Genomic DNA, 25,171 nt, shown 5'->3' on the forward strand with positions numbered 1-25,171 from the left:
GGCGGAAGCGGCCCCGACCTCACCGGTCCGTGAAGTACAGAGCGCCCGAAGAGCCGTCCGCGGTCTCCCGCGACGGCTCACCTCGAACGCGAAAGGCCACTGTTGTGAAATCCCCTCTGCGCCCGCGCCGAGCCCGCGGTCTCCTGGCGATCGGCGCCACCACCGGGCTCGTCCTCGGGGCGCTGACGGCCATGCCGGCCGCCGGCGCCGCGACCGCCGCCGGCTGCGCGGTCACCTACACCACCAACAGCTGGCAGGGCGGATTCACCGCCAACATCAGCATCAAGAACCTCGGTGACCCCATCAAGGGCTGGACGCTCGGTTTCGCCTTCCCGAACTCCGGCCAGAAGGTCGGGTACGGATGGTCGGCGACCTACAGCCAGACCGGCGCCGCCGTCACCGCCAAGAATCTCGATTACAACGGGTCGCTGGCCACCGGGGCGTCGACGAACATCGGATTCAACGGCAGCTGGAACGGGAGCAACCCGGCGCCGACGTCGTTCACCCTCAACGGCGTCACGTGCACCGGCTCGGCCACCCCCAAGCCGACCGTGACGCCCACGGTCACCCCCAAGCCGACGGCGACCCCCACCGCGACTCCGAAGCCGACGGCGACCCCCACCGCGACTCCGAAGCCGACGGCGACCCCCACGGTCACCCCCAAGCCGACGGCGACCCCCACCGCGGCTCCGGGCACCGGCACCCCGCTCGCGATCAACGGTCCGCTGCACGTGTGCGGTGTCGACCTGTGCAACCAGTACAACCGCCCGATCCAGCTCCGCGGCATGAGCACCCACGGCATCCAGTGGTTCTCCAGGTGCTACAACGACAGCTCGCTGAACGCCCTCGCGAGCGACTGGAAGGCCGACCTGTTCCGGGTCTCGATGTACGTGCAGGAGCAGGGGTACGAGACCAACCCGGCCGCCTTCACCGACCTGGTGAACAAGTACGTCGACATGGCCGAGGCCCGCGGGCTGTACTCGATCATCGACTTCCACACGCTGACGCCGGGTGACCCCAACTACAACCTGGCCCGCGCCAAGACCTTCTTCGCCTCGGTCGCCGCGCGCAACGCCGGCAAGAAGGGCGTCATCTACGAGATCGCCAACGAGCCCAACGGGGTGAGCTGGGCGTCGATCAAGAGCTACGCCGAGCAGGTCATCCCGGTGATCCGGGCGGCGGACCCGGACGCCGTGATCATCGTCGGCACCCGCGGGTGGTCCTCGCTGGGCGTCTCGGACGGCTCCAACGAGTCCGAGATCGTCAACAACCCGGTCAACGCCAAGAACATCATGTACGCCTTCCACTTCTACGCCGCCTCGCACAAGGACAACTACCGGTCCACGCTGAGCCAGGCGGCCGCGAAGCTCCCGGTGTTCGTCAGCGAGTTCGGCACGGTGAGCGCCAGCGGGGACGGCGCGGTCGACGTCGCCAGCACCACCGCGTGGCTCGACCTGATGGACAGGCTGAAGATCAGCTACGCCAACTGGACGTACTCGGACGCGGGCGAGGGCAGCGCCGCCTTCAAGGCCGGCACCTGCTCGGGCGGCGTCTACACCGGCACCGGCGTGCTCACCCAGTCGGGCGCTCTCATCCGCGACCGCATCCGCACCGCGGACAACTTCCCCACCAGCTGATCCGGCCGCTTCCCCTCCCGGCCGATCCAGCCGACGGGCTCCTCCCGTAGCCCGTCCCCGGGTCCTCTCCGACCCGGCTTCCCCAAAAAGAAGAGGCCCGCCCCGCGATCCGGGGCGGGCCTCTTCGCCGTCTCGGCCGGAACCCGCCCGGGCCGCCGGGATTCAGGAGTTCTGGGCGGCGGGTTGCAGGCGGCGGACGACCGTCCGGTAGCGCAGGACCTGGACCGCCCCGAGCAGCCAGACCGGATACTGTACGGCGAACGCCCAGCGGAAGGACTCCAGGCCGGTCCCGCCGTTCAGGTCGAGGACGACGCCGATCAGGGCGATCACCGACATGGAGGCCACGAAGCCGCCGCCGTTGACGATGCCGGTCGCCGCGCCGATCCGGGCGGCGGGGTTGAAGGTCCTCGCGTAGTCGAAGCCGATCATCGAGCCGGGGCCGTTGGCCGCCAGGATGACCACGAGCACCGCGAGCAGCCAGAGCGGGGCCCGTCCCGGCCAGGCGAGCACGGCGGTCCACGCTGCGGCGGTGGTGCCGATCACGATGAGCACCAGCCGGGAGCGGTGGAACGGGAAGCGCCCGGCGAGGTAGCCGAGCAGCGGCCCGCAGACCATGCCGCACAGGGTCAGCGCGGACAGCAGCACACCCGCCGTGGACGGGGACAGCCCCTGCCCCTGGACCAGGAACGGATACCCCCACAGCAGGAGGAAGGCGGCGGCCGAGCACTGGGTTGCCGCGTGGGTCCACATGCCCAGGCGCGTGCCGGGCTCGGCCCAGGCGGCCTTCAGCCCGGGAGGGGCGTCGGCCGCGTGTTCCGGCCGGGAGTCGCGCAGGACCGTCAGGAGCAGGACCACGGCCACCGCGCCGAGGACGGCGGCGCCCAGGAAGGTGGGCGTCCAGCCGTACGAGCGCAGGGAGTGGATCAGCGGGACCGCCGAGGCGATCGCGCCGAGCTGTCCGATGATGCCGGTGAGCTGGACCAGCACCGGATTGCGGTGCGCGGGGAAGTGGAGGTTCACCAGCCGGATCACGCTGATGAACGTCATGGCGTCGCCGCACCCGATCAGCGCCCGGCCGGCGACTCCGCCCGCCAGCCCGCCCGCGAAGGCGAAGACCAGTTCGCCGCAGGCCATCACCGCGGCCCCGGTGACCAGCATGCGCTTGGAGCCGAACCGGTCGACCAGCACGCCGACGGGCACCTGCATGCCCGCGTAGACCAGGAGCTGGAGCATGGCCAGCAGGGAGAGTCCGGCCGCTCCCACGCCGAGCCGGGCGGCGGCCTCGATGCTCGCGACGCCGAGGGACTGGCGGTGGAAGACGGCGATGACGTAGGCCAGGACACCGGTGGTCCAGAAGATCATGGCTTTGGACCGTGGTGTCATGGGCTGAATATTACGTTTGCGAACTTCGTGCTCCTGTCGCGGGGTCGCTCGTGCCCCGGCGTGGAACCGGCTCGTGCTCGGACGTAGGACCGGCTCGTGCTCCGGCGCAGGACCGTTCGCGTTCCGGTCAAAGAACCGTTCGCGCTTCGATCGGGGGTCGAAAGTGTCGGCGCCGGAAGGTAGCTTTGAATCAGGCGTGGTTCCCGCGCCCGACCTCCTTCACCGGCGCTCACGCCACCGGCTCGCGGAGGTAAAGGGGGCCCTGGAGTTCTCGGGACGCCGGTTGCACATGCCCTTGATCCGGCCGGGCGGCGGGAGCGTGAGTCCCGGCGCGACGCCGTGTCCAGGAGCATGAGATGACCAGCAACAAGTCCTTCAAGAGCCGCGTCCGCGCCCGCATGGCCAAGACCGGCGAGAGCTACTCCGCCGCCCGCCGCCACCTCGTGCCCGAGGTCCCCGGCGACGAGCCCGCCGGACGGCTCGCGGACCCCTCCGCCCCCGAAGAGCAGACGGCCGCCGCCCTTGCCGGGGAGCCGGCCGCCGCCTCCGCCGGGGAGCCGGTCTCCGCCCCCGCCGCGGATCAGCCGGACGCCGTCCGTGACGCGACGGTCTCCGATGACGCGATGGTCGCGCGGACCGGCCGCTCCCACGACGAGTGGTTCGCGCTCCTCGACGCCTGGGGCGCCGCCGCCCGCCCGCACGGGGAGATCGCCCGCTGGCTGGTCGAGGAGCACGGCGTCCCGGGCTGGTGGGCACAGAGCGTCACCGTCGCCTACGAGCGGGCACGCGGTCTGCGCGCTCCCGGCCAGTCGCGCGCCGGCGACTTCTCGATCAGCGCGAGCAAGACCATCGACGTCCCGGCCGAACGGATCATCGAGGCGTTCACCGACGACGACCTGCGCGCCCGGTGGCTGCCGGACGCCCCCTTCGAGGTCCGTACCTCACGCCCCGGCAAGTCCGTCACCGCCAACTGGGAGGGCCGGGCCGCCATCACGGTCGGCGTGGTCGCCAAGGGCGAGGAGAAGACCCAGCTCGGCCTCCAGCACGGCAAGCTCTCCGACGCCGCGTCGGCCGCCGAGATGAAGACGTACTGGCGCGAGCGTGTCACCGCCCTGAAGAAGCTCCTGGAGGGCTGATCCCCGGAGACGGGGCGGCGGACCGCCACGACGAGGATGAGGATCCCCTCTCAGAGAGGTCCTCGTCCTCGTACGGCGCTCCGTGCAGTCCCTCGTGCGGTCGGAGATCCGGAGTCTGCCGGGCCGGCTCGCCCGGAGTCTCCCGGCGCTCGCTCCGCTTCCGGGGGTAGCGGATCAGGAGGCTGGCGTGGACGTCGTGCTCGCCGAGGGCGGCGTAGGTGTGCGGGACGTCGGAGCGCCAGGTGACGTACTCGCCGGGCCCGGCCGTCAGCGGGGCGTCGGCCGGGCCCGCGCGCAGGGTCCCGGCGAAGACGGTGAGGTGCTCGGTGACGCCCTCCGGGTGGGCGGGGGAGGTCTGGGCGGAGCCTGCGGGGAAGAACAGGCGGTAGAGCTCGTAGGCGGCGCCCTCCTCCTCGAAGGCGTGGAGCAGCACGCCCTGTACGGCGGTGCCGTGCACGACGGGACCGGTGTCGACCACGGCGGCCAGGCCCACGCCGAGCTGGGCGGTCACCGTCCAGAGGGTCTCCAGCGTCGGGTTGCGGGTGCCGTTCTCCAGACCGGAGAGCGTGGCCTTGCCGACGCCCGCCCGCCGGGCGAGCTCCGAGAGGGAGATGCCGCGCTCCTCCCTCAACCTGCGGATTCGCCGACCGATGTCTGAGGTGTCGGCGTCCGAGGTCGGACGAGGATTTTGTGGTCCGGGCTTCATAGGGCTATCGTGCAACACGACGGCCGTTCCGTTTACGGAACGATCGGTACGAGGGGGCGAATCGCCCCGACCCGCCGGAGGAGGACGACGATGAACCGCCTGCTGCAGCCGGCGCTGGCCGGGGTGGTGACCGCGCTGGTCGGGTTCGCCAGCTCCTTCACCGTCGTGCTGGCCGGGCTCCGGGCGGTGGGCGCCGACCAGGTCCAGGCCGCCTCCGGCCTGCTCGCGCTCTGCGTGGCCGTGGGCGGGACGGCGATCTGGCTGAGCGTGCGGCTGCGCACGCCGATCGCCGTCGCCTGGTCCACCCCCGGTGCGGCGCTGCTGGTCTCCACCGGGGCCGTCGAGGGGGGCTTCCCCGCCGCGGTCGGCGCGTTCGCCGTCTGCGGCCTGCTCATCGTCGTGGCCGGGCTCTTCCCCGTCCTGGGTCGCTGGATCGCGGCCATCCCGGCGCCGATCGCCGGGGCGATGCTCGCCGGAGTCCTGCTCGACCTGTGCGTCGCGCCGGTCAGGGCGCTGGTCGAGGTGCCGGAACTGGCCGTCCCGGTCGTGCTGGTCTGGGCGGCGCTCAGCCGGGTGGCCCGCACGTGGGCGGTGCCGGGCGCGCTGCTGGTCGCGGTCGCGGCGATCGCGCTCACCGGGCCGGGGCTGGACGCGGTGGACGTGCGGCCGGTGGTCGAGCTGACCGCGCCGTCCTGGAGCACCCCGGCGATGATCAGCATCGCGGTCCCGCTCTTCCTGGTCACGATGGCCGCGCAGAACGTGCCGGGCATGGCGGTCCTGGCCGGGTACGGCTACCGCCCGCCGCTGCGCGGCCTGCTCGTCGGCACGGGCCTGGCCAGTGCCGCCGCGGCCCCCCTGGGCGGGCACGCGGTGAACCTGGCCGCGATCACCGCCGCCCTGGCCGCCGGGCCGGACGCCGACCCCGATCCGGGGCGGAGGTGGATCGCCTCCACCACCGCGGGGATCTCGATGATCCTCCTGGGGGTCGGGGCCGGGCTCGCGACGGCCCTGGTCCTGCTCTCCCCTCCGGTGCTCATCGAGGCCGTCGCCGGACTCGCCCTCCTGGGCGCGCTCGCCTCGGCGGTCACCGCGGCCGTCGCCGACCCCGAGGGCCGGGAGGCCGCGGTGGTCACCTTCGCGGTCACCGCGTCGGGGGTGACCGTGCTCGGCGTGGGCGCGGCCTTCTGGGGGCTCGTCGCGGGCGGGCTGATGACGCTCCTGCACCGGGGGAGGAGGGCGCCGCAGGCCGTACCGGCCTCCGGTTCCGATTCGGCCCCTGACCCGGGTCCGGCCTCCGTCCCTGACCCGGCCTCCGTCCCCGGCCCGGCTCCCATCCCCGGTCCGGTTCCCGGCCGGAATTCCGGCTCCGGCCGTGATCCGGACCCCGGCCCCGATCCGAATCCCGAGCGGGACCGGGCGCGGGCCTGAACTCGGCCCCGGAGCGGGGCCATGGACCGGAGACCGGGGACCGGGCGGTGTCTGCCTCGCTTCCGCCGCAAACTGCCTATTCTGGGATGTGATCGACCCGGCCGGCCGCCCCCGCCACCCGCATCGATCCCGAGACCACGAGACGCCGGGAGGCAGACGTGTCGGAACCGTATCCCCTGCGGCCGGACGAACCATCCCGGATCGGGGGGTACCGCCTGCTCGGGCGGGTGGGGACGGGCGGGCAGGGGGTGGTGTACCTCGGCGAGTCCCCGGCGGGCGCGCGGGTCGCCGTCAAGGTCCTGCACAGTCACGTCGCCGGTGATCCGAGGAACCACAAGCGCTTCCTCCGCGAGGTGGAGGCGGCCCGCCGGGTGCCCCAGTTCTGCACGGCGCCCATCCTGGACGCCGGTACGGAGGAAGACCGGCCGTACGTGGTGAGCGAGTTCATCGAGGGGGAGTCGCTGGAGCAGCGGGTCGGCTCGCGCGGACCGCTCGGCGCACGCGACCTGGAACGGCTCGCGATCGGCACGGCCACCGCCCTGGCGGCGATCCACGGCGCCGGAATCGTCCACCGCGACTTCAAGCCCGCCAACGTGCTGCTCGGCCCGGACGGGCCCCGGGTGGTCGACTTCGGCATCGCGCGCAGCATGACCATGACCACCACCTCCGCCAGCGTGGTCGGCACCCCGCCGTACATGTCGCCCGAGCAGCTCTCCGGGGAGGAGGTGGGCCCGCCCTCCGACCTGTTCAGCTGGGCCGGGACCATCCTGTTCGCCGGGACGGGCAGGACCCCGTTCGGCCGCGACATCGCCATCGCGGCCCTGGTGTACCGGATCCTCCACCAGGAGAGCGACCTCACCGGCCTCCCGGACGGCCTGCGGGAGATCGTCGGCCGGTGCCTGGCCAAGGCGCCGGGGAACCGGCCCGCGGCCGAGCAGGTGCTGCTGGGCCTCATCACCGGCCACGGGACGGGCCGTTCCGACCTGCCGGTCTCCACCGGTGACCTGCTGGTCACGGCCATGGGCCGGATGGGGAGTCCCGCCGCGCCCCCCGCTCCTCGCGGGCCCTCCGCACCGGATCCGCTCCCGCGCCCGGTGCCCCCGGGGTCCCCGGCTCCGGATCCGGCCTCCTTCCCGGCGCCCTTCCCGGCGCCCTTCCCGGCGGGGCCGCATCCCACCGGTTCGTCGCCGGTGCCGCCGTACTCCACCGGTCCGTCGCCGGTGGGAGCGCATTCCACCGGTCCGTCCGGGTGGGGACCACCCCCCGCCGGTCCTTCTCCGATGGCGTCGTACTCCACCGACCCGTCCTCCATGGGGGCGCGTTCCACGGGCCCGTCCGGGTGGGGACCACCCCCCGGGAGCCCGCCCCAGGAGCGGCCCCCCGGCGGGCTCACCCGGCGGAACCTCCTGATCGGCGGGGGAGCGGCGCTGGCCACCGGCGCGGTGGCGGGAGCCGCGATCCTGCTCCCCCGCTACCTGCGGGAGGGCGACGGCACGATCGGGTCCCGGCCCGGAGGCGGCACGGGGGCGGCGAGCACCCCCGCGCCCCCGGCCACCCCGGGGACCTCGCCCACCGGCGGGTCGTCGGCTTCTCCCTCGCCCTCCCCGTCCGCCACCCCGAGCCCGTCCGGGCTGATTCAGCCGGGCGGCCAGCCTCTGGTGCTCCGCAACGGCCAGTCGGTGCAGGGCCTCGCGATCTCCGCCGACGGCCGCATGGTGGCCGCCGGATGCTGGGACGGCCGGATCCGGCTGTGGGAGGTGCCCTCGGGCGATTCGCTCGGGGAGCTCCGCGACCGCGAGTTCTACGTCGAGGGTGTGGCGCTGAGCCCGGACGGCCGCACGCTGATCAGCGTCGGCGGGGTGCGTGACACCGAGACGCACGTATGGGACGTCGCCTCCAGGCGCAGGAAGCGTGTGCCGAAGTCCGTGATCGGCTCCGTCTTCGCGGGGTTCAGCCCCGACGGCGCGCGGTTCGTCACCGGCAGCGGGTACGAATGGGTCCGGGTCTGGAAGACCTCCGGTTACTCGCAGGTCGGCGCGTCCATGCGGCACAAGGAGCTGGTCAAGAACGCGGCCTTCAGCCCGGACGGACGCCTGCTGGCCTCCGCGGGATGGGACAACACGGTACGGCTCTGGCGTGTCTCCGACGGCAGCGCGGTGGGCGGCCCGCTGACCGGGCACAAGGACCTGGTCAACGCGGTGGTGTTCCTCGACGGCGGGAAGACGCTGGCGAGCGCGGGATACGACAAGGTCGTGCGGGTCTGGGACGTGGCCTCCCGCAAACCCGCGGGGGAGACGTTCAAGGGGGCCGGGACGACGGTCAACACCATGGCCGCCAGCCCCGACGGGACCCTCCTCGCCGCCGGGACCAACGAGAACGGCGTCTTGTTGTGGGACGTCGCCACCCGGCGCCGGTTCCGCCAGCCACTGTCCGACGGCCAGATCCATGCCGTGGCCTTCAGCCGCGACGGGGCCGTCCTGGCCGTGGCCGCCGGCAACGACGTGTTCGTGTACGACGTCGGCAGCCTGCGCACCGCCTGACGGCACAAGAGCGTCCCGAGCCCCTGATACGCGGACGACTACCGGCGCCGAGGGACGGACGAGGCTCCGGGAGGCGATGCCGCCGCCTCCCGGAGCCTCGTCCGTTCTCGCGCCGGCGGGTCAGCCGGCAGTGATTCGTGCCGGTGGGTCAGCCGACGGCGACCGGCACCCGCTCGCCGGGGACGGCGTCCGGCTCGTCCGGGCCCTCGTCGTCATCGTCGCCGGCGCCGTGCTCCAGGACCGGCAGCCAGCCGAGCCAGCGGGGCAGGTACCAGTTGGCCTCGCCGAGCAGCTTCATCGTCGCGGGCAGCAGGACCGCCCGGACGATCGTGGCGTCGATCAGGATGGCCGCCGCCAGGCCGATGCCCATCTCCTTGAAGGAGAGCATCGACATCGTGCCGAAGATCGCGAACACGCCGACCATGATGAACGCCGCGCTGCTCACCACCCCGGCGGTCGTCCTGATGCCGTGGGTCACCGCCTGCTCGGTGGGCATGCCCCGGTCGTAGGCCTCGCGGATCCGGCTCAGGATGAACACGTGGTAGTCCATCGAGAGCCCGAAGAGGATCACGAACAGGAACAGCGGCAGCCAGCTCACGATCGAGCCGGTCGACTCGAAGTTCAGCAGGTTCTCGCCCCAGCCGTACTGGAAGACCATGACCAGCACGCCGTACGCCGCGGCCACCGAGAGCAGGTTCAGCACGATCGCCGTCACCGCCACCACCAGCGATCGGAACGACGCCAGCAGCAGCACGAAGGCCAGCAGCAGGACGAAGGTGAAGACCAGCGGCACGGACCTGCCGAGCTGGGCGTTGAAGTCCATCACCCCGGCCACGCTGCCGTAGACGTAGGTCTCGGCGACCAGCCCGACGGTCGGCGGGACCACCCGCTCCCGCAGGGTGCGCACGGCGTGCTCGGAGACCTCGTCGGAGGGGCCCGCGCCCTTCAGGCCGAGGCGGATGATCCCCACGGTCCTGTCCGGGTTCGCGCTGACGCCGAAGAAGGCGGGATCGACCTCGCCGGTGCCGATCGCCAGCTCCCGAAGGCGCCGGACCTCCTTGAGGACGTACGGCGCGGTCACGTCGTCGGCCTTCAGCACGATGGTGGCCGGGGCCTTGTTGCCGGGGAAGGCGTTCTTGATCCGGCGGGAGGTCTCCACGACCGGGTGGTCGCCCTGCACGTCGGAGGTGCCGGGCTCGCCGGTGCGCAGGTCGAAGGCGGGGATCGCCAGGCCGATCAGCAGGCCCGCGGCCAGCAGGACCGAGACGACCGGGCGGCGCAGCACCGCGGTGAGGACGGCGTTCCACGCGCGCCCGCCGCCTTCGCGCCCGCCGAGGATCCGTCGCCAGGTGCGCCCGGTGAGCCTGCGGACGGTGCCGTGCACGACCCGGGCGTCGATCTTGTCGCCGATCAGGGACAGGATCGCGGGCAGCACGGTCATCGAGCCGATCATCGCGACCAGCACCACCAGGATGGTGCCCTGGGCGAAGCCCATGAAGATGCCGTTGCCGGTCAGGAACATGCCCGCCATGGCGACGATCACGGTGACGCCGGAGATCAGCACCGCCCGGCCGGAGGTCGCCGCCGCGATCTCCAGGGCCCGCTCCCTGCCGCGGCCGCTGGCCCGCTCCTCGCGCTCACGGCGGATGTAGAACAGGGAGTAGTCGACGCCGACGGCCAGGCCGATCAGCAGCATGAGGTTGGTGGTGGCCGAGTCGACGTGCAGCAGGTGGCTGGTCAGCGCGAGCAGGCCGATCGAGCCGAGATAGGCGGTGAACGCCACCACCAGCGGGACCACGGCGGCCAGCAGCGCGCCGAAGGCGGCCAGCAGGATGCCGAACGTCAACGGGATGGACAACAACTCGGCCCGGATCAGGTCGTCGTCGAGCACCTCGCCGACCATCAGGCCGCTGCTCGCCCTGCCCGCCTGGCCGACCCACAGGGAGGGATGCGCCCGCTGGACGCCGGCCACGGCGTCGATCACGGGCTGGACCCGCTCCTTGGCGGTCTTCCCCTCGCCCTTCATGTCGAAGGTCACCAGGGCCGAACGCCTGTCCCGGCTGATCGGGGAGGGCTCCTGCGCGTCGTACGGCGTGCGCACCTTCTCCACCAGGCCGGTCGCGAGCACCGCCTCCTTGACGTCCTCCGTGACCGCCCGGAAATCGGCGGGAGCGGTGGGGCCCCCGGCCTGGACCAGCACCGTCTCCCCGGCGACGTCGGGGAACCCGGCCGCGTCCAGGACCATCGCGGCCTTGCGCGACTGCCCGTTGTCGTCCTCCCAGGGCTCCATCCCCCTGGTACCGACCGCGTTGCCCGCCAGGGTCGCCACCACGACGAACCCCACCCAGATCAGCAGCGCGGACCAGCGATGGCGCGCGCTCCAGCCGCCCACCGCGGCGGCGATATTCCTCCGGCGTGCCATTCCCTGCTCCCTGCTCATTTTTTACTCATGAAGGTAGAAGGCGAAAGGGCGGAGGACATCGTCCCCGGTGACCGGTCGCGGCTCCCTCCGTGAGGGTAGGGAAGGTCATCCTTGAGACGTAGGGGTTTTCCGGGGGGTGGACCGGACCCGGCGGTGGTGGACGGTCAGCGCCACGGCGGCGACCACGCACAGCACGGCCACCGCGACCATCACGGAGGTGTACCCGGCGGCCTGCTCCAGCCCCGCCCCGCCCAGCGGGCCGAGCGCGGTCATCAGCGCGATCGGCAGGGTGGCGGCGCCCGCGATCGCGCCGTAGCCGGCGGTGCCGAAGTGCTCGGCGAACAGCACCGGGCGGGCGATCGTGCCCACGCCGTACCCGATGCCGAAGAGCAGGACGCAGGCGATCGCGCCGGCCGCCGTACCGCCGAGGAAGGGGAGCAGGGCCGCGCCCGCGGCCTGCACGGTGAACATGACGGCCGCGACCGTCGCGGCCGGCCAGCGCCGCTGCAGGCCGGTGGTGGCCAGGCGGCCGGTCACGGAGAGCACGCCGACCAGGCCGGTCACCAGGGAGGCGAAGGGACCGGGATGACCGAGTGAGGTCAGGTAGGAGACCAGGTGCATGGCGAGGGTGTAGACCCCGCCGCTCTGCGCGACGAACGCCCCGGTCAGCAGCCAGAACGAGGGGTCGCGCAGGGCGTCGCCGACCACCCCGGCCTTCGGCGGGTGCGCGTTGTCCGGGCCGCGCCTGACGACGATCAGATGCAGCGGCACGGTGACCACCCCGAGGACGACGGCCAGCACGACCAGGGCCTGGCGCCAGCCGTACCAGGCGTCGAGCAGCCCGGACAGCGGCGAGAAGATCGTCGTGGCGAACCCGGCCACCAGGGTCACCGCGAGCAGCGCCGTGGCCCGGCTCCTGCCGTCGAACCAGCTCACCACCACGGCGAACGCCGGCTCATAGAGGGTCAGCGCCATCGCCACCCCCATGCACGCGAACACGGCGTACAGGGCGGGCAGGCTCTCCACCCGCGACCAGGCCAGGACGGTGAGGGTGGCGACCACCGATCCGGCCGTCATCAGCCAGCGTCCGCCGTACCGGTCGAGCAGCCTGCCGACGAGCGGCGCGGCGGCGGCGTTGACCACGATGGCCAGCGCGAGCGCGGCGGTGATCTGCGCGGAGCCCGCACGCAGGTCGCGGGCCATCGGGCCGAGGAAGACGGCGAAGGAGTAGAACAGCACGCCGTAGCCGACCGTCGAGGTGACGGCGAGGGCCGCGACGATCCCCCAGGGGTGAGATCCGGTACGGCGGAGCACGGCTATCGGCCGTTCGAATGGATCATGTCTCTGGAGTGTATAGAAGATGATTTTTAGGACTATTAGAGGGTCTGGCGAGTTTTAGGGAGATCATTACTCTCGCGGGAGAAAAACCTCCGCCGGTACGGATGAGATCCGTACCGGCGGAGGGCGAGGGGGTTTCGTCCGAGGACGGTTACCGGGTGTCGGCCGTGCGCTGGTGCCGTCCGGCCACCAGGCGGTCGTTGGACTGCCGGGGGACGTCGATCCGCGGGTGCGGGCCGGTGTCCTCATCCCGGTCGTCGACGCCGTCGCGATCGCGGTCCACCGCCGGAGCGGGGGCCGTGGGGGCGGCGTCGAGCTTGCGCTCCAGTTCGCGCTTCTCCTCCTCCAGGCGGGCGACGCGGTCACGCGCCTCCAGCCGTGAGTCGCGGACCTGCCTGCGGCGGACGAGGGAACGGCGCATGCCCGACATCAGCATCGCCAGGCCGAGCAGGAAGACCGCGCCGGTGGCGACACCGGCGAAGAAGAACTCCAGCTGGGTGAACTGGAAGGTGCGGTCGAAGACCGTGAACGATGCGGTGGCGGTGGATGCGGCGGTCTCGTCCCAGGAGACCGCGATCACGGCCGCGCCCGCGAGCACGATCAGGAGAAGCCCCAGCACAATCATCGTTACTCACCTCGGGTGTGTATGTCGTGAAACCTCCGCTGCCCCGAGGGAACCGGAATATTCATACGCGCCGGGAAACGATCGGCATGCGAACCGTTTCGAGACGGGATGGCGGGCATTTAGTCTGTCGTGATGGACCGCACCCGTCTTTACCGCAACGGCGTCCTGGTCAAGGAGAGTTTCCCGATCGACGACGTGTCGGAGTGCGTCGGCGAACCCGGGACGGTCGTGTGGTTCGACATCTGCGCGCCCACCGAGCAGGACCTGACGAAGATCGGTGAGGAACTCGGCCTGCACGAGCTGGCCGTCGAGGACGCCCTGCACGATCGCCAGCGCCCCAAGCTGGACAGCTACGACAGCCACCTGTTCATCACCGCCTACGCCGCCGAGCTCGTGGAACAGAAGATCGACCTCATCGAGCTCTCGATCTTCGTGACGAAGAACGCGCTGGTCACGGTGAGGGAGAACGCGGACTTCGACATCGACGCGGTGGTCCGGCGCTGGGACGCGAGCCCGGAGATGGCCAGGTACGGCGTGCCGTACCTGCTGCACGGCCTGCTCGACCACATCGTGGACGGCTACTTCGAGGTGCTGCAGCCGCTGGACGACCAGATCGAGGCCCTGGAGGACGAGCTCTTCAACGGCCTCCCGGACGACCTGCGTCCCCGCCACCGCCAGACCTTCGAGCTGCGCAAGAACCTGGTCCGGTTCCGGCGGCTGGCGATGCCGATGCGCGAGGTCGTCGGGAGCCTGCTCCGCCGGGGCGGAGAGGTGCTCGACCCGGCGATGATCCCGTACTACCAGGACGTCCACGACCACACCCTGCGCGCCGCCGAGTGGACCGACTCGCTGCGGGAACTGCTGGGCAACATCCGCGAGGCCCACGAGAACCAGCAGGGGTTCAAGCTCAACCAGATCATGAAGAAGGTCACCAGCTGGGCGGCGATCATCGCGCTCCCCACGCTGATCACCGGCTTCTACGGGCAGAACGTGCCCTACCCCGGCTCCGGCGAGCCGATCGGCTTCTGGTCCTCGACGGTGTTGATCGTCGCCGGGAGCCTCATGCTGTACCACATGTTCAAGAAGCGTGACTGGCTATAGCGCCTGCCCGGGGTCGGCCCGGTGGCCGATCACGGGAGGCCGGACCGGTGTCAACCAAGCGAAAGCCGGGAATCAGTCATGTCGAGGTCCGCGGACCTCTGTCCGGGTCTGTGGACCGCCTGTGGAGGCATAGGTGAGCGCACGCGGGGTGGGCGCTGCCCTGCTCGGAGCTCTGGTGCTGTTCTCCCTGGTGACCCGGGAGAGCACCGGCGCGGCGGTCCGGGGGGAGACCGGCAGGACCTCGGCGAGGGCGGCCCCCCTCGACAACCCCTCGGGGGTGCGGCCCGGACTGGCCCCCGTCACCTCCGCCGGGGACAGGGCCGAGGCGGTCAGACTGATCCGCAGGCTGAGGGTCGCCGCGATGGGGCCGAAGTCCGGCTACTCGCGGGCCCGGTTCGGCAGGAACTGGGCGGACACCGCCGGGGGCGTGCCGTACGCCCGCAACGGCTGCCGCACCCGCGACGACCTGCTCGCCAGGGACGGCGAGAGGGTGAGATACCGCAAAGGGTCGGACTGCGTCGTGGTCGCGATGGAGCTGCGGGACCCCTACACCGGGAAGACCATCCGCTGGAGCAAGAAGCGCGCCGACGAGGTGCAGGTCGACCACGTCATCCCGCTCTCCTACGAGTGGCGGATGGGCGCCCGGCACTGGACGGCGGCCAAGCGGGCGCGGATCGCCAACGACCCGCTCAACCTGATGCCGGTGGAGGGCGACGTCAACGAGGCCAAGGGCGGCCTGGGCCCGGCCCGGTGGCTCCCGCCGCGCAGGAAGATCCGCTGTGCCTACGCCGTACGGTTCGCGCAGGTCGCCCTGAAGTACAACCTTCCGGTGACCCGCGCCGACAAGGCCGTCATGACCGCTCAGTGTCGCTGACGTCCGCGCCCGGCCCCGCCGCCGTGCGCCCGGACCGGTGTCCGTCAGCCCGGGCGGGTCTTCTATCCTTCCAAGTCAACCCATGATCCGGCAGGCGAAGGAACTCCCGTGACCTCTTCGGACCCGTCCATCTCCCCGACCCTCGGCGCCGCCGAGCTGACCGCCCTGCGTGACCGCGCGCGAAGCGACTACGCCGAACTGGTCGAGCGCGGCCTCTCCCTCGACCTCACGCGCGGCAAGCCCTCGCCGGACCAGCTCGACCTCGCCGCCGGGATGCTGACGCTGCCCGCCGGGGGCCACCGCGCGGCCGACGGGACCGACACCCGCAACTACGGCGGCCTGCACGGGCTCACCGAGCTCCGCGAGATCTTCAGCGGCCTGCTCCAGGTCCCCACGGCGCAGCTGATCGCGGGCGGGAACTCCAGCCTCACGCTGATGCACGACTCCGTCGTCCACGCGATGCTCAGCCCCCTGCCGGGCGCCGGGCGCCGCTGGGCCGACGAGGAGCGGATCGCCTTCCTGTGCCCGGTCCCCGGCTACGACCGGCACTTCGCCCTGTGCGAGCGGTTCGGGATCGAGCTCATCCCGGTGCCGATGACCGCCGAGGGGCCCGACATGGACGTCGTGGAGCGCCTGGTCGCCGAGGACGCCCAGATCAAGGGCATCTGGTGCGTTCCGAAGTACAGCAACCCGGACGGCGTCTGCTACAGCGACGAGACCGTGCGCCGCCTGGCGGGCATGCGGACCGCCGCCCCGGACTTCCGGGTCTTCTGGGACAACGCGTACGCCGTCCACCACCTGACCGACACCCCGGTGGAGATCGCCGATCTGCTGGCGCTGTGCGCCGAGAGCGGCAACCCCGACCGGCCCTTCATCTACGGCTCCACCTCGAAGATCACCTTCGCCGGCGCCGGGGTCTCCTTCTTCGGCTCGTCCCCGGCCAACGTGTCCTGGCTCCTCGGCCACCTGGCCAAGAGCACGATCGGCCCCGACAAGATCAACCACCTCCGCCACGTGGAGTTCCTCCGCGACGAGGCCGGGGTCCTGGAGCACATGCGCCGCCACCGGGAGCTGCTCCGGCCGAAGTTCGACGCGGTGGAGACGATCCTCGCCAAGGAGCTGGGCGGCACCGGCCTGGCCTCCTGGTCCACCCCGCAGGGCGGCTACTTCGTCAGCCTCGACGTGCTGGAGGGGTGCGCCCGCGAGGTGGTGCGCCGGGCGGCCGAGGCCGGCATCGCGCTGACCCCCGCAGGGGCCACCCACCCCTACGGCGACGACCCCCGGGACAGCACCATCCGCATCGCGCCGAGCTACCCCGGCCTGGAGGAGCTCGAGGCGGCCATCACCGGCCTCACCGTCTGCGTGCGCCTGGTCGCCACCGAGAAGCTGCTGGAGGGCGCCGCGTAAGGGCGTCCCGGGAGGACGGTGGAGATCTCGGAAAAACCCGCGTCTCCATGTCACACGACGGGAGGCTGTCTCGTCCTTGTGACGTGAACGCCCATAGCGTGAGTGACGAGGAGCTGGCAGCGGAGTTCGCCGCGATCCGGCCCCGGCTGGTGGGGGTGGCCTACGGGCTGCTCGGCACCGTGGACGAGGCCGACGACGTGGTGCAGGACGCGTGGCTGCGTCTGATCCGGGCCGACCGGTCCCAGATCGACGACGTCACCGGGTGGCTGGTGGTCACGGTCTCCAGGCTGGCCCTGGACGTGCTCCGCTCGGCGCGCGTGCGCCGGGAGAAGTACGTGGGACCGTGGCTGCCCGAGCCCGTCGTGACGGACGGGGACCCGGCCGACCGGGTGACGCTGGCGGAGTCCATGAGCATGGCCATGCTGGTCGTGCTGGAGTCGCTCAGCCCGGCCGAGCGCACCGCGTTCGTCCTGCACGACGTGTTCGGCCTCCCGTTCGCCGAGGTGGGCCGGGCGGTGGGACGCACCGCCGCGGCCTGCCGCCAGCTCGCCGCCCGGGCCAGGAGGCACGTCTCGGCGCGCGCCCCCCGGTTCGACGTGGACACGGCCGAGCACCGCAGGGTCGTGGCCGCCTTCGCGGAGGCGTCGGAGGGGCGGAACCTGGAGGCCCTGCTGGAGCTGCTCGACCCCGACGTGGTGCTGCGCGGCGACGGCGGCGGCGTGGTGAGCTCCGCCCGGCGGCCGATCCTCGGCGCGGACAGGGTGGCCCGGTTCCTGCTCGGAGTGGCCGAGCGGTTCGGCGCGGCCGACGACCTGCGACGGTCGACGGTCAACGGCCGGCCGGGGCTGCTGCGCTTCCAGAGGGGCGAGCTGGTGGGCGTGATGGGGCTCACCGTGGCCGGTGGACGGATCACAGAGATCGGCATCGTGATGAACCCCGAGAAGCTGAGGAGAATCAGGTGAAGCAGCGGATCGACGTCGCGGCACTGGCCCCGAAGGCGTACGAGGCCATGCTGGGCCTGGAGCGGTTCCTGCGCGCGAGCGGGTTGCCGCACAGCACCGTGGAACTGGTGAAGCTGCGCGCCAGCCAGATCAACGGCTGCGGTTACTGCGTGGACATGCACTCCCACGACCTGAAGAAGTCCGGGGAGAGCGATGAGCGGATCTTCTCGGTCGCGGCCTGGCGGGAGGCGCCGTATTTCACCGACGCGGAGCGGGCCGCGCTCGCCCTGACCGAGGAGGCCACCCGCCTGGCCGACCGGGGCGGGGCCGTGCCCGACCCGGTGTGGGAGGAGGCGGCCCGGCACTACGACGAGGAGACGCTGGCGGCGCTGGTGGTGGCGATCGCCACGATCAACGCGTGGAACCGGATCGGCGTGACCACCCGCATGGTCGCGGGCTCGCACCGCCAGGCCTGACCCTTCCCGCGAGTCCTACCGGGGCTCTCGCAGGTGTTCGGCGATCCGGCCGCGGCCGCCGACGGCATCGGCCGTGACCTTCTTGTCCCGCTCCCCGACGTCGATGTCCTCACCCTCGTCGGGGTGCGGGATCGACCGCAGGATCTCGTCGAGGTTGTCGTAGGTGCCGAGCGGCAGGGCGGACAACACCCGCATGACCGCCGCCTCCGCGCCGGCGTTGGTCGCCTGCTGGATCACTTCCTGCTTGTCGGCCGGGTAGTCCAGGCTCATCAGTGCCTGCCGGACGAGACCGGGATCAGTGGCCCGCGTCATGTCACGCTCCTTCCTGTCCGCCCTGGGACGGCCGTTCGGACTTGGGGCCCTCGGCACGGGGACCGGCCTTCCTCGGGCGCTTGTCCGGATCGGACTGCATGCTCTTGTTGACGCGTTCCTTGAGCTCCTGTTCGCTCAGCCCTTGTTTCTCCAGCCGTTGGCGGAGCCTGGCGCGTTCCTTGTCATAAGAGTGACTACCGGGACGAGGCATGAAACCTCACTCCTTTCCCCCGTCCCTCCGTGCGCTACCCGCACCACCGGCGGCCACACCCTCACCGGGGTCAACAGAGCGCCAGCCTTACCCGGTCCGACCTGCGATCACGGCCGGGATCGCGGCGCCCGGCGCCGCCGCCGGGCGGTTCTAGGGGGAGATCTCCGGGCGGTGCCAGGGCAGGACGACCGGCTCGTCCGGCGGACCGGCGGCAAGCAACCGGCGGAGCAGGCCGGCGAGGCCGGGCGGGATGACGCGCTCGTCGAGGGCGTCGAGTTCGGCGGCCGTCCACCAGCGGAAGGTGTCGAGCAGGGACCGTTCGAGCGCCTCCATGCCGGAGACGTCCACGGTCAGCGCGGGCACCCGGAGCAGGAAGTAGGAGTCCTCGGCGCGGAACAGCGTGTCGTCGGCGGCGCGCCAGTAGCCGGAGCTGCGGGCCACGACGGGGCCGAAGGCGTCGGGGGAGACGTCGTGCCCGGTCTCCTCCCGCAGCTCGCGGGCGGCCGCCACGGGCAGGGACTCGCCCGGGTGGACGCCGCCGCCCGGGGTGAACCAGGCGTATTCGGGGTTCTTCGTCGGGCCCATGCCCCGGTACAGCATGACCCGTTCGGAGTCGTCGACGAGGAGGATCCTGGCGGTGGGACGGAAGATCGATTCAGGCACGACGGCGAGCATATGCGCGGGCGCGACGGTGCGGCGATCGCTTATCGGCGGCGGCCCGCCGCGATCGGCCGGCGCATAGGGTTCGGGCAGGAAACCCGCCTTCTGGTTTGGAGCCGCCGATGAGCGAGGGCGTGCGATCGCGCCGATCCCCGCAGACCTGGCGTGAGGTGCGCCGTCACCTCAACGGTCACCGGCACGACCTCGCGCGGGCCGCCGACCGGCTCTACCCGGACCTGCCCAGGGTCGGGTCGACGCACCTGCTCACCAGACCGGACTGGACGCCGGCCGAGCCCCTCGATCTCCGCCGGATCGCCCTGCGCTGGACCGGCCGATCTCCCGCGCCGGCGGTCACCGGCCGCGAGGAGGAGGCCGCATCCGCGCTCCCGCCGGGCGCCGGGTCCTACGCCGAGGCGATGGGGGCGCTCGACCGGCCGGGGATGTTCGAGAACCGCACGTGCTACCGGCTGCTCGACGTGGCGTGGCCGGAGCTGGGCTTCACCCGCGGTCACTACTTCGACGGGGTCGACGTCGGCGAGGCCGCCGCCCACGAGTTCGCGGCGGCCCGGCTGCTCGGTGAGGTCACCGGGGAGAGGCGGGGAGAGACCGCCGGAGAGGGCCGGGGGGCGGCGCTCGGGGAGTCTCCCGGGAAGGCGGAGCTCCCCTTCCGGAGTCTCGTCGCCGATCCCACCGACCTCCGCCTCCGTACGGTGCTCCCCGCGGTCTCCATGCTGACGCTGCGGCGCGACAGCCGTACCGGCGCGATGACCTTCGTGCTCCACTGGCGCGACCCCGCACGGGTCGCGCACGGCGGAGGGCTCTACCAGGTCATGCCGGTGGGGGTGTTCCAGCCCGCCGAGGAGACGCCCCACGCGGAGGCCGCCGACTTCGACCTGTGGAAGTGCGCGGTGCGCGAGTACGCCGAGGAGTTCCTCGGGCGGCCGGAGGCGTACGGCGACGCCTTCGACTACGAGACCTGGCCCCTCTACCGGGAGTTGACGGACGCCCGGGAGAGCGGCCGGCTGCGCTCCTTCGTCCTGGGGATGGGGGTGGACCCCCTCACCTTCGCCACGGACATCCTCGCGGTGACCGTGATCGAGGCGGACGCCTTCGACGCGGTCTTCGGCGACATCACCGCCACGAACGAGGAGGGGCGGGTCGTCGGCGCCCGGGGCATCCCGTTCGACGACGACTCCGTGAGCCGGTACGTCCACCACGAGCCCATGCAGGCGGCCGGCGCGGCGGTCCTCGAACTGGCCTGGAAGCACCGCCACGCCCTGTCGCCGGAATGATCGCAGAAGGAGACCGGCGGCTCGGCGTTCACGCCCGGCTCGTTCTCCTCCTCCACGCTCGACCCGGCGTGCGCTTCCCGCCTGTCGGCCGTTTCGACGCCCACGCGCCGGGGCCGTCCGTCCGGCAGGATGATCGAATGAATCGCAGCGAGGTGGAGACGTACTTCGACGGGCGGGCCGCCGGGTACGCGGACCTGGACTGGCACGTCACCCACGCCGAGCGGCTGGTGGAGCTGGCCGGGCTCGCCCCGGGCGGCCGGGTGCTGGACGTGGCGACGGGCACCGGGCTGGTGGCGCTGGCCGCGGCCCGGGCGGTCGGCCCGGCGGGCCGGGTGGTCGGCGCGGACGTCTCGGCCGGGATGTTGCGGGAGGCCGAGCGGCTCCTGGGCGAGGACGGACCGGACAACGTGACCTACACCAGGGCCGACGCGACCCGGCTGGACGGCTTCGAGCCCGGGTCGTTCGACGCCGTCCTGTGCTGCGCGGGGATCTTCTACATGCGGGCGGCTCCGGCGCTGGCGGCCTGGCACCGGGTGCTGGAGCCGGGCGGCCTGCTGGGCTTCTCGGCCATACGGGCCGGCTCTCCTCCCGCCGCCCGGCTGTTCCGCGAGTGCGCCGCGGAGTCCGGGCTGGCCCTCACCGACCCGATGGCCGAGATGGGCGGGGAGGAGCAGAGCCGCCGGGCGCTCGGGGCGGCGGGGTTCGTCCTCGACCGCGTGGTGTCCGACACGATCCGCCGTCCGGCCAAGAGCGCGGCGGAGTTCTGGCGCATGCACGCGGCGAGCCCGCACTATCCGGAGGTCGCCTCGCTCGACGCGGACGAGCGCGCCGCGTTCGAGGCGAGGTACATCCGCCGGGCCGAGGACCGCCTCACCGGGCCGGACGCCTTCGATCTGTCGGTCATCTACGTCTTCGCCCGCAAATCCTGATCCGGCCGCCGACATCCCCGGGTACCGTTTCCCCATGGGCCGCCGGGGCTGGTTCGTCACGCTGAGCGTCGTGCTCGCCCTGGCCGCGGGACTCCTCACGCCTCGGCTCCTCGCCGGGCCCGACAGCTTCCAGCCCCGCCGGATCGGCCCGCTCCCGGAGGCCGGGCTCGCCCCGCGCAGCCACCACTCGGCCGTCTGGACCGGGACCCAGATGATCATCTGGGGTGGCGACGACGGCCGTCGCACCTTCGGCGACGGCGCCGCCTACGACCCGGCCCGCAAAACCTGGACGCGCCTGCCCGCCGCCCCGCTTCAGCCGCGCAGCCACCACTCGGCCGTCTGGACCGGCCAGGAGATGATCATCTGGGGCGGTACGGCCACGCCTACCCGAATCCGCACCGCCCCCCGCTTCGACGGCGCCGCCTACAACCCCGCCACCGGCGTCTGGCGCGCCATCTCCCGGCCGCCGCACCGGCCCTCCTGGCTCGACGCCCGGGCGGCGGCCGTCCCCGGATATGTCGCGATCGCCTCCGGCGCCGCGGTCCTCCTCTACGACCTGGCCGCCGACCGGTGGCGCGCCGTCCCCACGAACGGGAACGTCTACGACGTGATCGCGGCGGACGAGAACATCGTCGCCACCAGTCTGGTAGGCGATCACTACGTCGAAGCCGCGATCATCTATCGCGACGAGGAGGGCGAGGTCGTCGACGGGATCCTGGACGAGGTCCGGACGCGCGGCCGGCTCGTCGGCCTGGGCGCGACCTTCGACGGCGCCGTCGTATGGACCCTGACGGAGGACCGGGACGGCAGCGCCTTCTCCAGGATCAACGTGGATTACCACCACCATCCCCAACTGGCCGAGGAGAGTCACGTGTGGAAGACCGTCCCGCCCGTCGACGGCATGTCCGGCCCGATCCGCCCCGCTGCGCCCGGACAGAACAGTGATCACTCGCTGTTCTGGACACCCGACGGACCGCTCGCGCTGACCTCGTCCGGCATCCACCGCTACGTGCTCGCGACCGAGACGGTGGAGGTGGGCCGGAACGACGTCGACCCCCGCTGCGGTACGGCGCCCGCCGTCTGGACGGGGACGTCCCTTCTCATCTGGGGCGGCACCCCCTGCGGCGGTCCCGCCCTCGGCTGGCAGGTCACCCCCTAGGAATCGGCCGGCGGGTCACCGAGGTGCCGCGGGTTCCGAGTCCGGCGGAGGGCTCACCTCACTGCGGGGTCAGCTCGAGGCGGTCCTTGCCGGTGGGGCGACCGAGGTCGGCGGTGGGGACGCGGTGGGTCTCCCGGGCGGTGGCGACGGCGACGGCGCTGATCGCGCACAGGATGGCGGTGAAGATCGCGACGCCGACCCAGCCCTGCAGGCCCAGCCAGCCCTGCGGGGTGACGATCCCGGCGGCGGTGGCCACCGCGAAGCCGGCGATGGCGAAGCCGATCTGGGTGCCGATCGCCATGCCGGACAGCCGGACCCGGGTGCTGAACATCTCGCCGTACAGCGACGGCCAGATGCCGTTGGAGGCGCTGTAGACGACGCCGAGGGTGAGGATCCCGACCAGGAAGATCAGGAGGTAGTTCTCGGAGTTGATGGCCGCCAGGTAGAAGAAGATCATGATCGGGCTGCCGACGGCGCCGATGAGGAAGACGGGTTTGCGGCCGATGCGGTCCGACAGGGTCGCCCAGAGCGGCAGCGCCAGGAGGGCGACGGCGTTGGCGGCGGTGCTGACCCAGAGCATGGTGGCCTTGTCCAGGCCGACGGCGTCGCCGGTGGCGTAGTTGAGCGCCCAGACGGTGAAGATGGTGCTGACCGTGGCGATCAGGGCGGCGCACACCACCCGGAGCACGCTGCGCCAGTGGTCGCGGAAGAGGTCGGCCAGCGGGAGCTTCGGTACGGTGCCCTGGGCGACCTCCTGCTCGAAGGCGGGGGTCTCGTCGAGCTTGCGCCGGATGACCCAGCCCGCCACGGCGACGGCGACGCTGAGCCAGAACGGCACCCGCCAGCCCCAGCTCAGCAGCTGCTCCTCGGGGAGGGCGGCGACGGGGATGAAGACCAGGGTGGCCAGGATCTGGCCGAACTGCGTGCCGTTGAGGGTGAAGCTGGTGTAGTAGCCGCGGCGGTTCTCCGGGGCGTGCTCCAGGGTCATGGAGTTGGCGCTGGCCTGCTCGCCGGCGGCCGACAGGCCCTGCATGACGCGCAGGATCACCAGCAGCACCGGGGCGAGGCCGCCGACCTGCTCGCGGGTGGGCAGGCAGCCGATGAGGAAGGTGGACACTCCCATCAGGATCAACGTGAACACCATGATCTTCTTGCGGCCGAACCGGTCGCCGACGTGGCCGAGGAAGAAGGCGCCGACCGGCCGGGCCGCGTAGGCGACCCCGAAGGTGGCCAGGGACTGGAGGGTCGCGGTGGCCGGGTCGGAGGCGTCGAAGAAGACCTTGGAGAAGATCAGGGCGGCGGCGCTTCCGTAGATGAAGAAGTCGTAGTACTCCAGCGCGCTGCCGATCCAGGCGGCGACGGCCGCCTTGCGCGGTGTGCCCCGGTGGGGGGCCTGTGGAGAGTCGGACACGATCGCTCCTTAGGTCTGTGGCCGCGTCGATGACCGGCAACCCCCCGGCCGGATTCATGTTACGAACTAGATAGTTAATTAACGTGGCTGCAATGGTGCGGTGGCCTGGGACGCCTGTCAAGAGCTCTTCACGCGCCGGACGGCATGGCCTATAACTAACTCACTGGTTCGTACATTAGGAGGGTGATGTCCCCCGCCCCGGTCCCCGACGGACCCCGTCCCGAGCCCCGTCCGGCTCACCCGCTGGAGGAGAACCGATGAAACCGGCGACGTCATACCTGATCGGGCTGATCGGTTCCGGCATAGCGACGTCACTCAGCCCGGCGCTGCACGAGAACGAGGCCGTCCACCACGGGCTGCCCTACGTGTACCGGCTGCTCGACACCGACGTGCTGGGCGAGGACATGGGCGAACTGGTCCGTACGGCACGCCGCATGGGCTACGACGGGCTGAACGTCACCCACCCGTGCAAGCAGACCGTCATCCCCCACCTGGACGAGCTCTCGGCCGACGCGGCCACGCTCGGCGCGGTCAACACCGTGGTCTTCGACGGCGACCGGGCCGTCGGCCACAACACCGACTGGACCGGCTTCGCGGAATCCTTCGCGCGCGGCCTGCCGGACGCGCCGACGCGCCGGGTCGTCCAGCTCGGCGCGGGAGGCGCGGGCGCGGCCGTGGCCCACGCGCTCCTCACCCTGGGGGCCGACCGGCTCACCGTGGTCGACGCCGACCCGGAGCGCGCGGCCCGGCTCGCGACCGGGCTGGGAGACCGGTTCGGGACCGGACGGGCCCGCCGCGCGGCCCGGGACGATCTGCCCCGGTTGCTCGCGGACGCCGACGGCCTGGTCCACGCCACACCCGTCGGGATGGAGCACCACCCGGGCCTGCCGTTCCCGGCCGGGCTGCTCCACCACCGCCTCTGGGTGGCCGACATCGTCTACCGGCCGCTGGAGACCGAGCTGCTCAGGCAGGCCCGCGCGCTCGGCTGCCGGACGCTGGACGGCGGCGGCATGGCCGTCTTCCAGGCCGCGCACGCCTTCCGCCTGTTCACCGGCCGCACGCCGGACGCGGAGCGGATGCTCGATCACCTGGTCGACCTGGTCGCCGCCTGAGCCGCTTGAGCTGCTTGAGCCCGTGAGCCGCTTGAGCCCGTGAGCCGCCCGGATTCCCAGCTCCCCAGAAG

General features: G+C 72.1%; 22 protein-coding genes. 13 read left to right on the forward strand and 9 right to left on the reverse strand.

The annotated features are described in order from the left end of the window. Positions 1 to 104: 104 nt before the first annotated feature. Entirely contained in the window at positions 105 to 1,637 is a 1,533-nt protein-coding gene (locus Plo01_RS33470; protein ID WP_239317570.1) for a cellulase family glycosylhydrolase, read from the forward strand. Positions 1,638 to 1,799: 162 nt separating this feature from the next. Here the strand turns inward: Plo01_RS33470 and Plo01_RS33475 are convergent, their stop codons facing one another. Continuing rightward, complete coding sequence (locus Plo01_RS33475) at positions 1,800 to 3,020, reverse strand: MFS transporter (RefSeq protein ID WP_239317572.1); 1,221 nt, start codon at positions 3,018 to 3,020, stop codon at positions 1,800 to 1,802. Positions 3,021 to 3,376: 356 nt separating this feature from the next. Between Plo01_RS33475 and Plo01_RS33480 the strand changes: the two genes are divergently transcribed. Beyond that, entirely contained in the window at positions 3,377 to 4,156 is a 780-nt protein-coding gene (locus Plo01_RS33480; RefSeq protein ID WP_203894766.1) for a DUF4287 domain-containing protein, read from the forward strand. On the opposite strand, the gene Plo01_RS33485 is transcribed toward Plo01_RS33480, so the two are convergent. Then, a complete protein-coding gene (locus Plo01_RS33485; protein WP_275415447.1) occupies positions 4,125 to 4,862 on the reverse strand; it encodes a helix-turn-helix domain-containing protein in 738 nt (245 codons plus the stop codon). The genes Plo01_RS33480 and Plo01_RS33485 overlap by 32 nt on opposite strands. 90 nt (positions 4,863 to 4,952) lie before the next feature. Between Plo01_RS33485 and Plo01_RS33490 the strand changes: the two genes are divergently transcribed. Both Plo01_RS33490 and Plo01_RS33495 read left to right on the forward strand, forming a co-directional pair. Continuing rightward, entirely contained in the window at positions 4,953 to 6,290 is a 1,338-nt protein-coding gene (locus Plo01_RS33490) for a benzoate/H(+) symporter BenE family transporter (RefSeq protein WP_203894768.1), read from the forward strand. 158 nt (positions 6,291 to 6,448) lie between these two features. Beyond that, positions 6,449 to 8,830: a WD40 repeat domain-containing serine/threonine protein kinase gene (locus Plo01_RS33495; protein WP_203894769.1), complete on the forward strand. Its 2,382-nt coding sequence runs from the start codon at positions 6,449 to 6,451 to the stop codon at positions 8,828 to 8,830. 148 nt (positions 8,831 to 8,978) lie between these two features. Here Plo01_RS33495 and Plo01_RS33500 read toward each other — a convergent pair whose 3' ends face one another. The 3 genes from Plo01_RS33500 to Plo01_RS33510 all read right to left on the reverse strand — a co-directional run bounded on the left by Plo01_RS33500 (position 8,979) and on the right by Plo01_RS33510 (position 13,215). Then, complete coding sequence (locus Plo01_RS33500) at positions 8,979 to 11,252, reverse strand: MMPL family transporter (protein ID WP_203894770.1); 2,274 nt, start codon at positions 11,250 to 11,252, stop codon at positions 8,979 to 8,981. 105 nt (positions 11,253 to 11,357) lie between these two features. After that, positions 11,358 to 12,566, reverse strand: a complete 1,209-nt coding sequence (locus Plo01_RS33505; RefSeq protein ID WP_239317576.1) for an MFS transporter — start codon at positions 12,564 to 12,566, stop codon at positions 11,358 to 11,360. 175 nt (positions 12,567 to 12,741) lie between these two features. After that, on the reverse strand, positions 12,742 to 13,215 hold the full coding sequence (locus Plo01_RS33510; protein ID WP_203894771.1) for a hypothetical protein: 474 nt from the start codon (positions 13,213 to 13,215) through the stop codon (positions 12,742 to 12,744). Between the two features lie 132 nt (positions 13,216 to 13,347). On the opposite strand from Plo01_RS33510, the gene Plo01_RS33515 reads away from it, so the two are divergent. The 5 genes from Plo01_RS33515 to Plo01_RS33535 all read left to right on the forward strand — a co-directional run bounded on the left by Plo01_RS33515 (position 13,348) and on the right by Plo01_RS33535 (position 18,014). After that, positions 13,348 to 14,316: a magnesium transporter CorA family protein gene (locus Plo01_RS33515; RefSeq protein WP_203894772.1), complete on the forward strand. Its 969-nt coding sequence runs from the start codon at positions 13,348 to 13,350 to the stop codon at positions 14,314 to 14,316. Positions 14,317 to 14,449: 133 nt separating this feature from the next. Then, positions 14,450 to 15,190, forward strand: a complete 741-nt coding sequence (locus Plo01_RS33520) for an HNH endonuclease family protein (protein WP_203894773.1) — start codon at positions 14,450 to 14,452, stop codon at positions 15,188 to 15,190. Between the two features lie 108 nt (positions 15,191 to 15,298). Next, positions 15,299 to 16,597, forward strand: coding sequence for an aspartate aminotransferase type Ic (locus tag Plo01_RS33525; protein WP_444980776.1), 1,299 nt, complete (start codon positions 15,299 to 15,301; stop codon positions 16,595 to 16,597). Positions 16,598 to 16,695: 98 nt separating this feature from the next. Then, positions 16,696 to 17,559 (forward strand): RNA polymerase sigma factor SigJ, encoded by an 864-nt coding sequence (gene sigJ / locus Plo01_RS33530; RefSeq protein ID WP_239317578.1) that lies wholly within the window; start codon positions 16,696 to 16,698, stop codon positions 17,557 to 17,559. Then, positions 17,556 to 18,014 carry a carboxymuconolactone decarboxylase family protein gene (locus Plo01_RS33535; RefSeq protein ID WP_203894775.1) on the forward strand — a complete coding sequence of 153 codons (459 nt, stop codon included), beginning with the start codon at positions 17,556 to 17,558 and terminating at the stop codon, positions 18,012 to 18,014. Before sigJ ends, Plo01_RS33535 begins: the two co-directional genes overlap by 4 nt. Positions 18,015 to 18,029: 15 nt before the next feature. Here the strand turns inward: Plo01_RS33535 and Plo01_RS33540 are convergent, their stop codons facing one another. From Plo01_RS33540 to Plo01_RS33550, 3 genes are all read right to left on the reverse strand, one after another. Next, entirely contained in the window at positions 18,030 to 18,326 is a 297-nt protein-coding gene (locus Plo01_RS33540) for a DUF2795 domain-containing protein (protein WP_203894776.1), read from the reverse strand. Between the two features lies 1 nt (position 18,327). Then, positions 18,328 to 18,537: a hypothetical protein gene (locus Plo01_RS33545; RefSeq protein WP_203894777.1), complete on the reverse strand. Its 210-nt coding sequence runs from the start codon at positions 18,535 to 18,537 to the stop codon at positions 18,328 to 18,330. A 150-nt stretch (positions 18,538 to 18,687) separates the two neighbouring features. Beyond that, positions 18,688 to 19,200, reverse strand: coding sequence for an NUDIX hydrolase (locus tag Plo01_RS33550; RefSeq protein WP_203894778.1), 513 nt, complete (start codon positions 19,198 to 19,200; stop codon positions 18,688 to 18,690). 131 nt (positions 19,201 to 19,331) lie between these two features. On the opposite strand from Plo01_RS33550, the gene Plo01_RS33555 reads away from it, so the two are divergent. From Plo01_RS33555 to Plo01_RS33565, 3 genes are all read left to right on the forward strand, one after another. Further along, entirely contained in the window at positions 19,332 to 20,489 is a 1,158-nt protein-coding gene (locus Plo01_RS33555) for a hypothetical protein (RefSeq protein ID WP_203894779.1), read from the forward strand. 137 nt (positions 20,490 to 20,626) lie between these two features. Next, positions 20,627 to 21,418 (forward strand): class I SAM-dependent methyltransferase, encoded by a 792-nt coding sequence (locus Plo01_RS33560; protein WP_203894780.1) that lies wholly within the window; start codon positions 20,627 to 20,629, stop codon positions 21,416 to 21,418. Between the two features lie 34 nt (positions 21,419 to 21,452). Beyond that, complete coding sequence (locus tag Plo01_RS33565; protein WP_203894781.1) at positions 21,453 to 22,577, forward strand: Kelch repeat-containing protein; 1,125 nt, start codon at positions 21,453 to 21,455, stop codon at positions 22,575 to 22,577. Between the two features lie 58 nt (positions 22,578 to 22,635). On the opposite strand, the gene Plo01_RS33570 is transcribed toward Plo01_RS33565, so the two are convergent. Further along, positions 22,636 to 23,988: an MFS transporter gene (locus Plo01_RS33570; RefSeq protein ID WP_239317580.1), complete on the reverse strand. Its 1,353-nt coding sequence runs from the start codon at positions 23,986 to 23,988 to the stop codon at positions 22,636 to 22,638. 257 nt (positions 23,989 to 24,245) lie between these two features. Between Plo01_RS33570 and Plo01_RS33575 the strand changes: the two genes are divergently transcribed. After that, positions 24,246 to 25,100 (forward strand): shikimate dehydrogenase, encoded by an 855-nt coding sequence (locus tag Plo01_RS33575; RefSeq protein WP_203894782.1) that lies wholly within the window; start codon positions 24,246 to 24,248, stop codon positions 25,098 to 25,100. The last annotated feature ends 71 nt before the right edge of the window (positions 25,101 to 25,171 follow it).

Source organism: Planobispora longispora (assembly GCF_016863135.1).
Taxonomy (GTDB): domain Bacteria; phylum Actinomycetota; class Actinomycetes; order Streptosporangiales; family Streptosporangiaceae; genus Planobispora; species Planobispora longispora.

Coding starts and splice junctions, on each gene's coding strand:
- Plo01_RS33475 (WP_239317572.1), bottom strand. CDS start 3,020: ATGACACCACGGTCCAAAGCCATGATCTTCTGGACCACCGGTGTCCTG.
- Plo01_RS33480 (WP_203894766.1), top strand. CDS start 3,377: ATGACCAGCAACAAGTCCTTCAAGAGCCGCGTCCGCGCCCGCATGGCC.
- Plo01_RS33485 (WP_275415447.1), bottom strand. CDS start 4,862: ATGAAGCCCGGACCACAAAATCCTCGTCCGACCTCGGACGCCGACACC.
- Plo01_RS33490 (WP_203894768.1), top strand. CDS start 4,953: ATGAACCGCCTGCTGCAGCCGGCGCTGGCCGGGGTGGTGACCGCGCTG.
- Plo01_RS33500 (WP_203894770.1), bottom strand. CDS start 11,252: ATGGCACGCCGGAGGAATATCGCCGCCGCGGTGGGCGGCTGGAGCGCG.
- Plo01_RS33510 (WP_203894771.1), bottom strand. CDS start 13,215: ATGATTGTGCTGGGGCTTCTCCTGATCGTGCTCGCGGGCGCGGCCGTG.
- Plo01_RS33515 (WP_203894772.1), top strand. CDS start 13,348: ATGGACCGCACCCGTCTTTACCGCAACGGCGTCCTGGTCAAGGAGAGT.
- Plo01_RS33540 (WP_203894776.1), bottom strand. CDS start 18,326: ATGACGCGGGCCACTGATCCCGGTCTCGTCCGGCAGGCACTGATGAGC.
- Plo01_RS33545 (WP_203894777.1), bottom strand. CDS start 18,537: ATGCCTCGTCCCGGTAGTCACTCTTATGACAAGGAACGCGCCAGGCTC.
- Plo01_RS33560 (WP_203894780.1), top strand. CDS start 20,627: ATGAATCGCAGCGAGGTGGAGACGTACTTCGACGGGCGGGCCGCCGGG.
- Plo01_RS33565 (WP_203894781.1), top strand. CDS start 21,453: ATGGGCCGCCGGGGCTGGTTCGTCACGCTGAGCGTCGTGCTCGCCCTG.
- Plo01_RS33575 (WP_203894782.1), top strand. CDS start 24,246: ATGAAACCGGCGACGTCATACCTGATCGGGCTGATCGGTTCCGGCATA.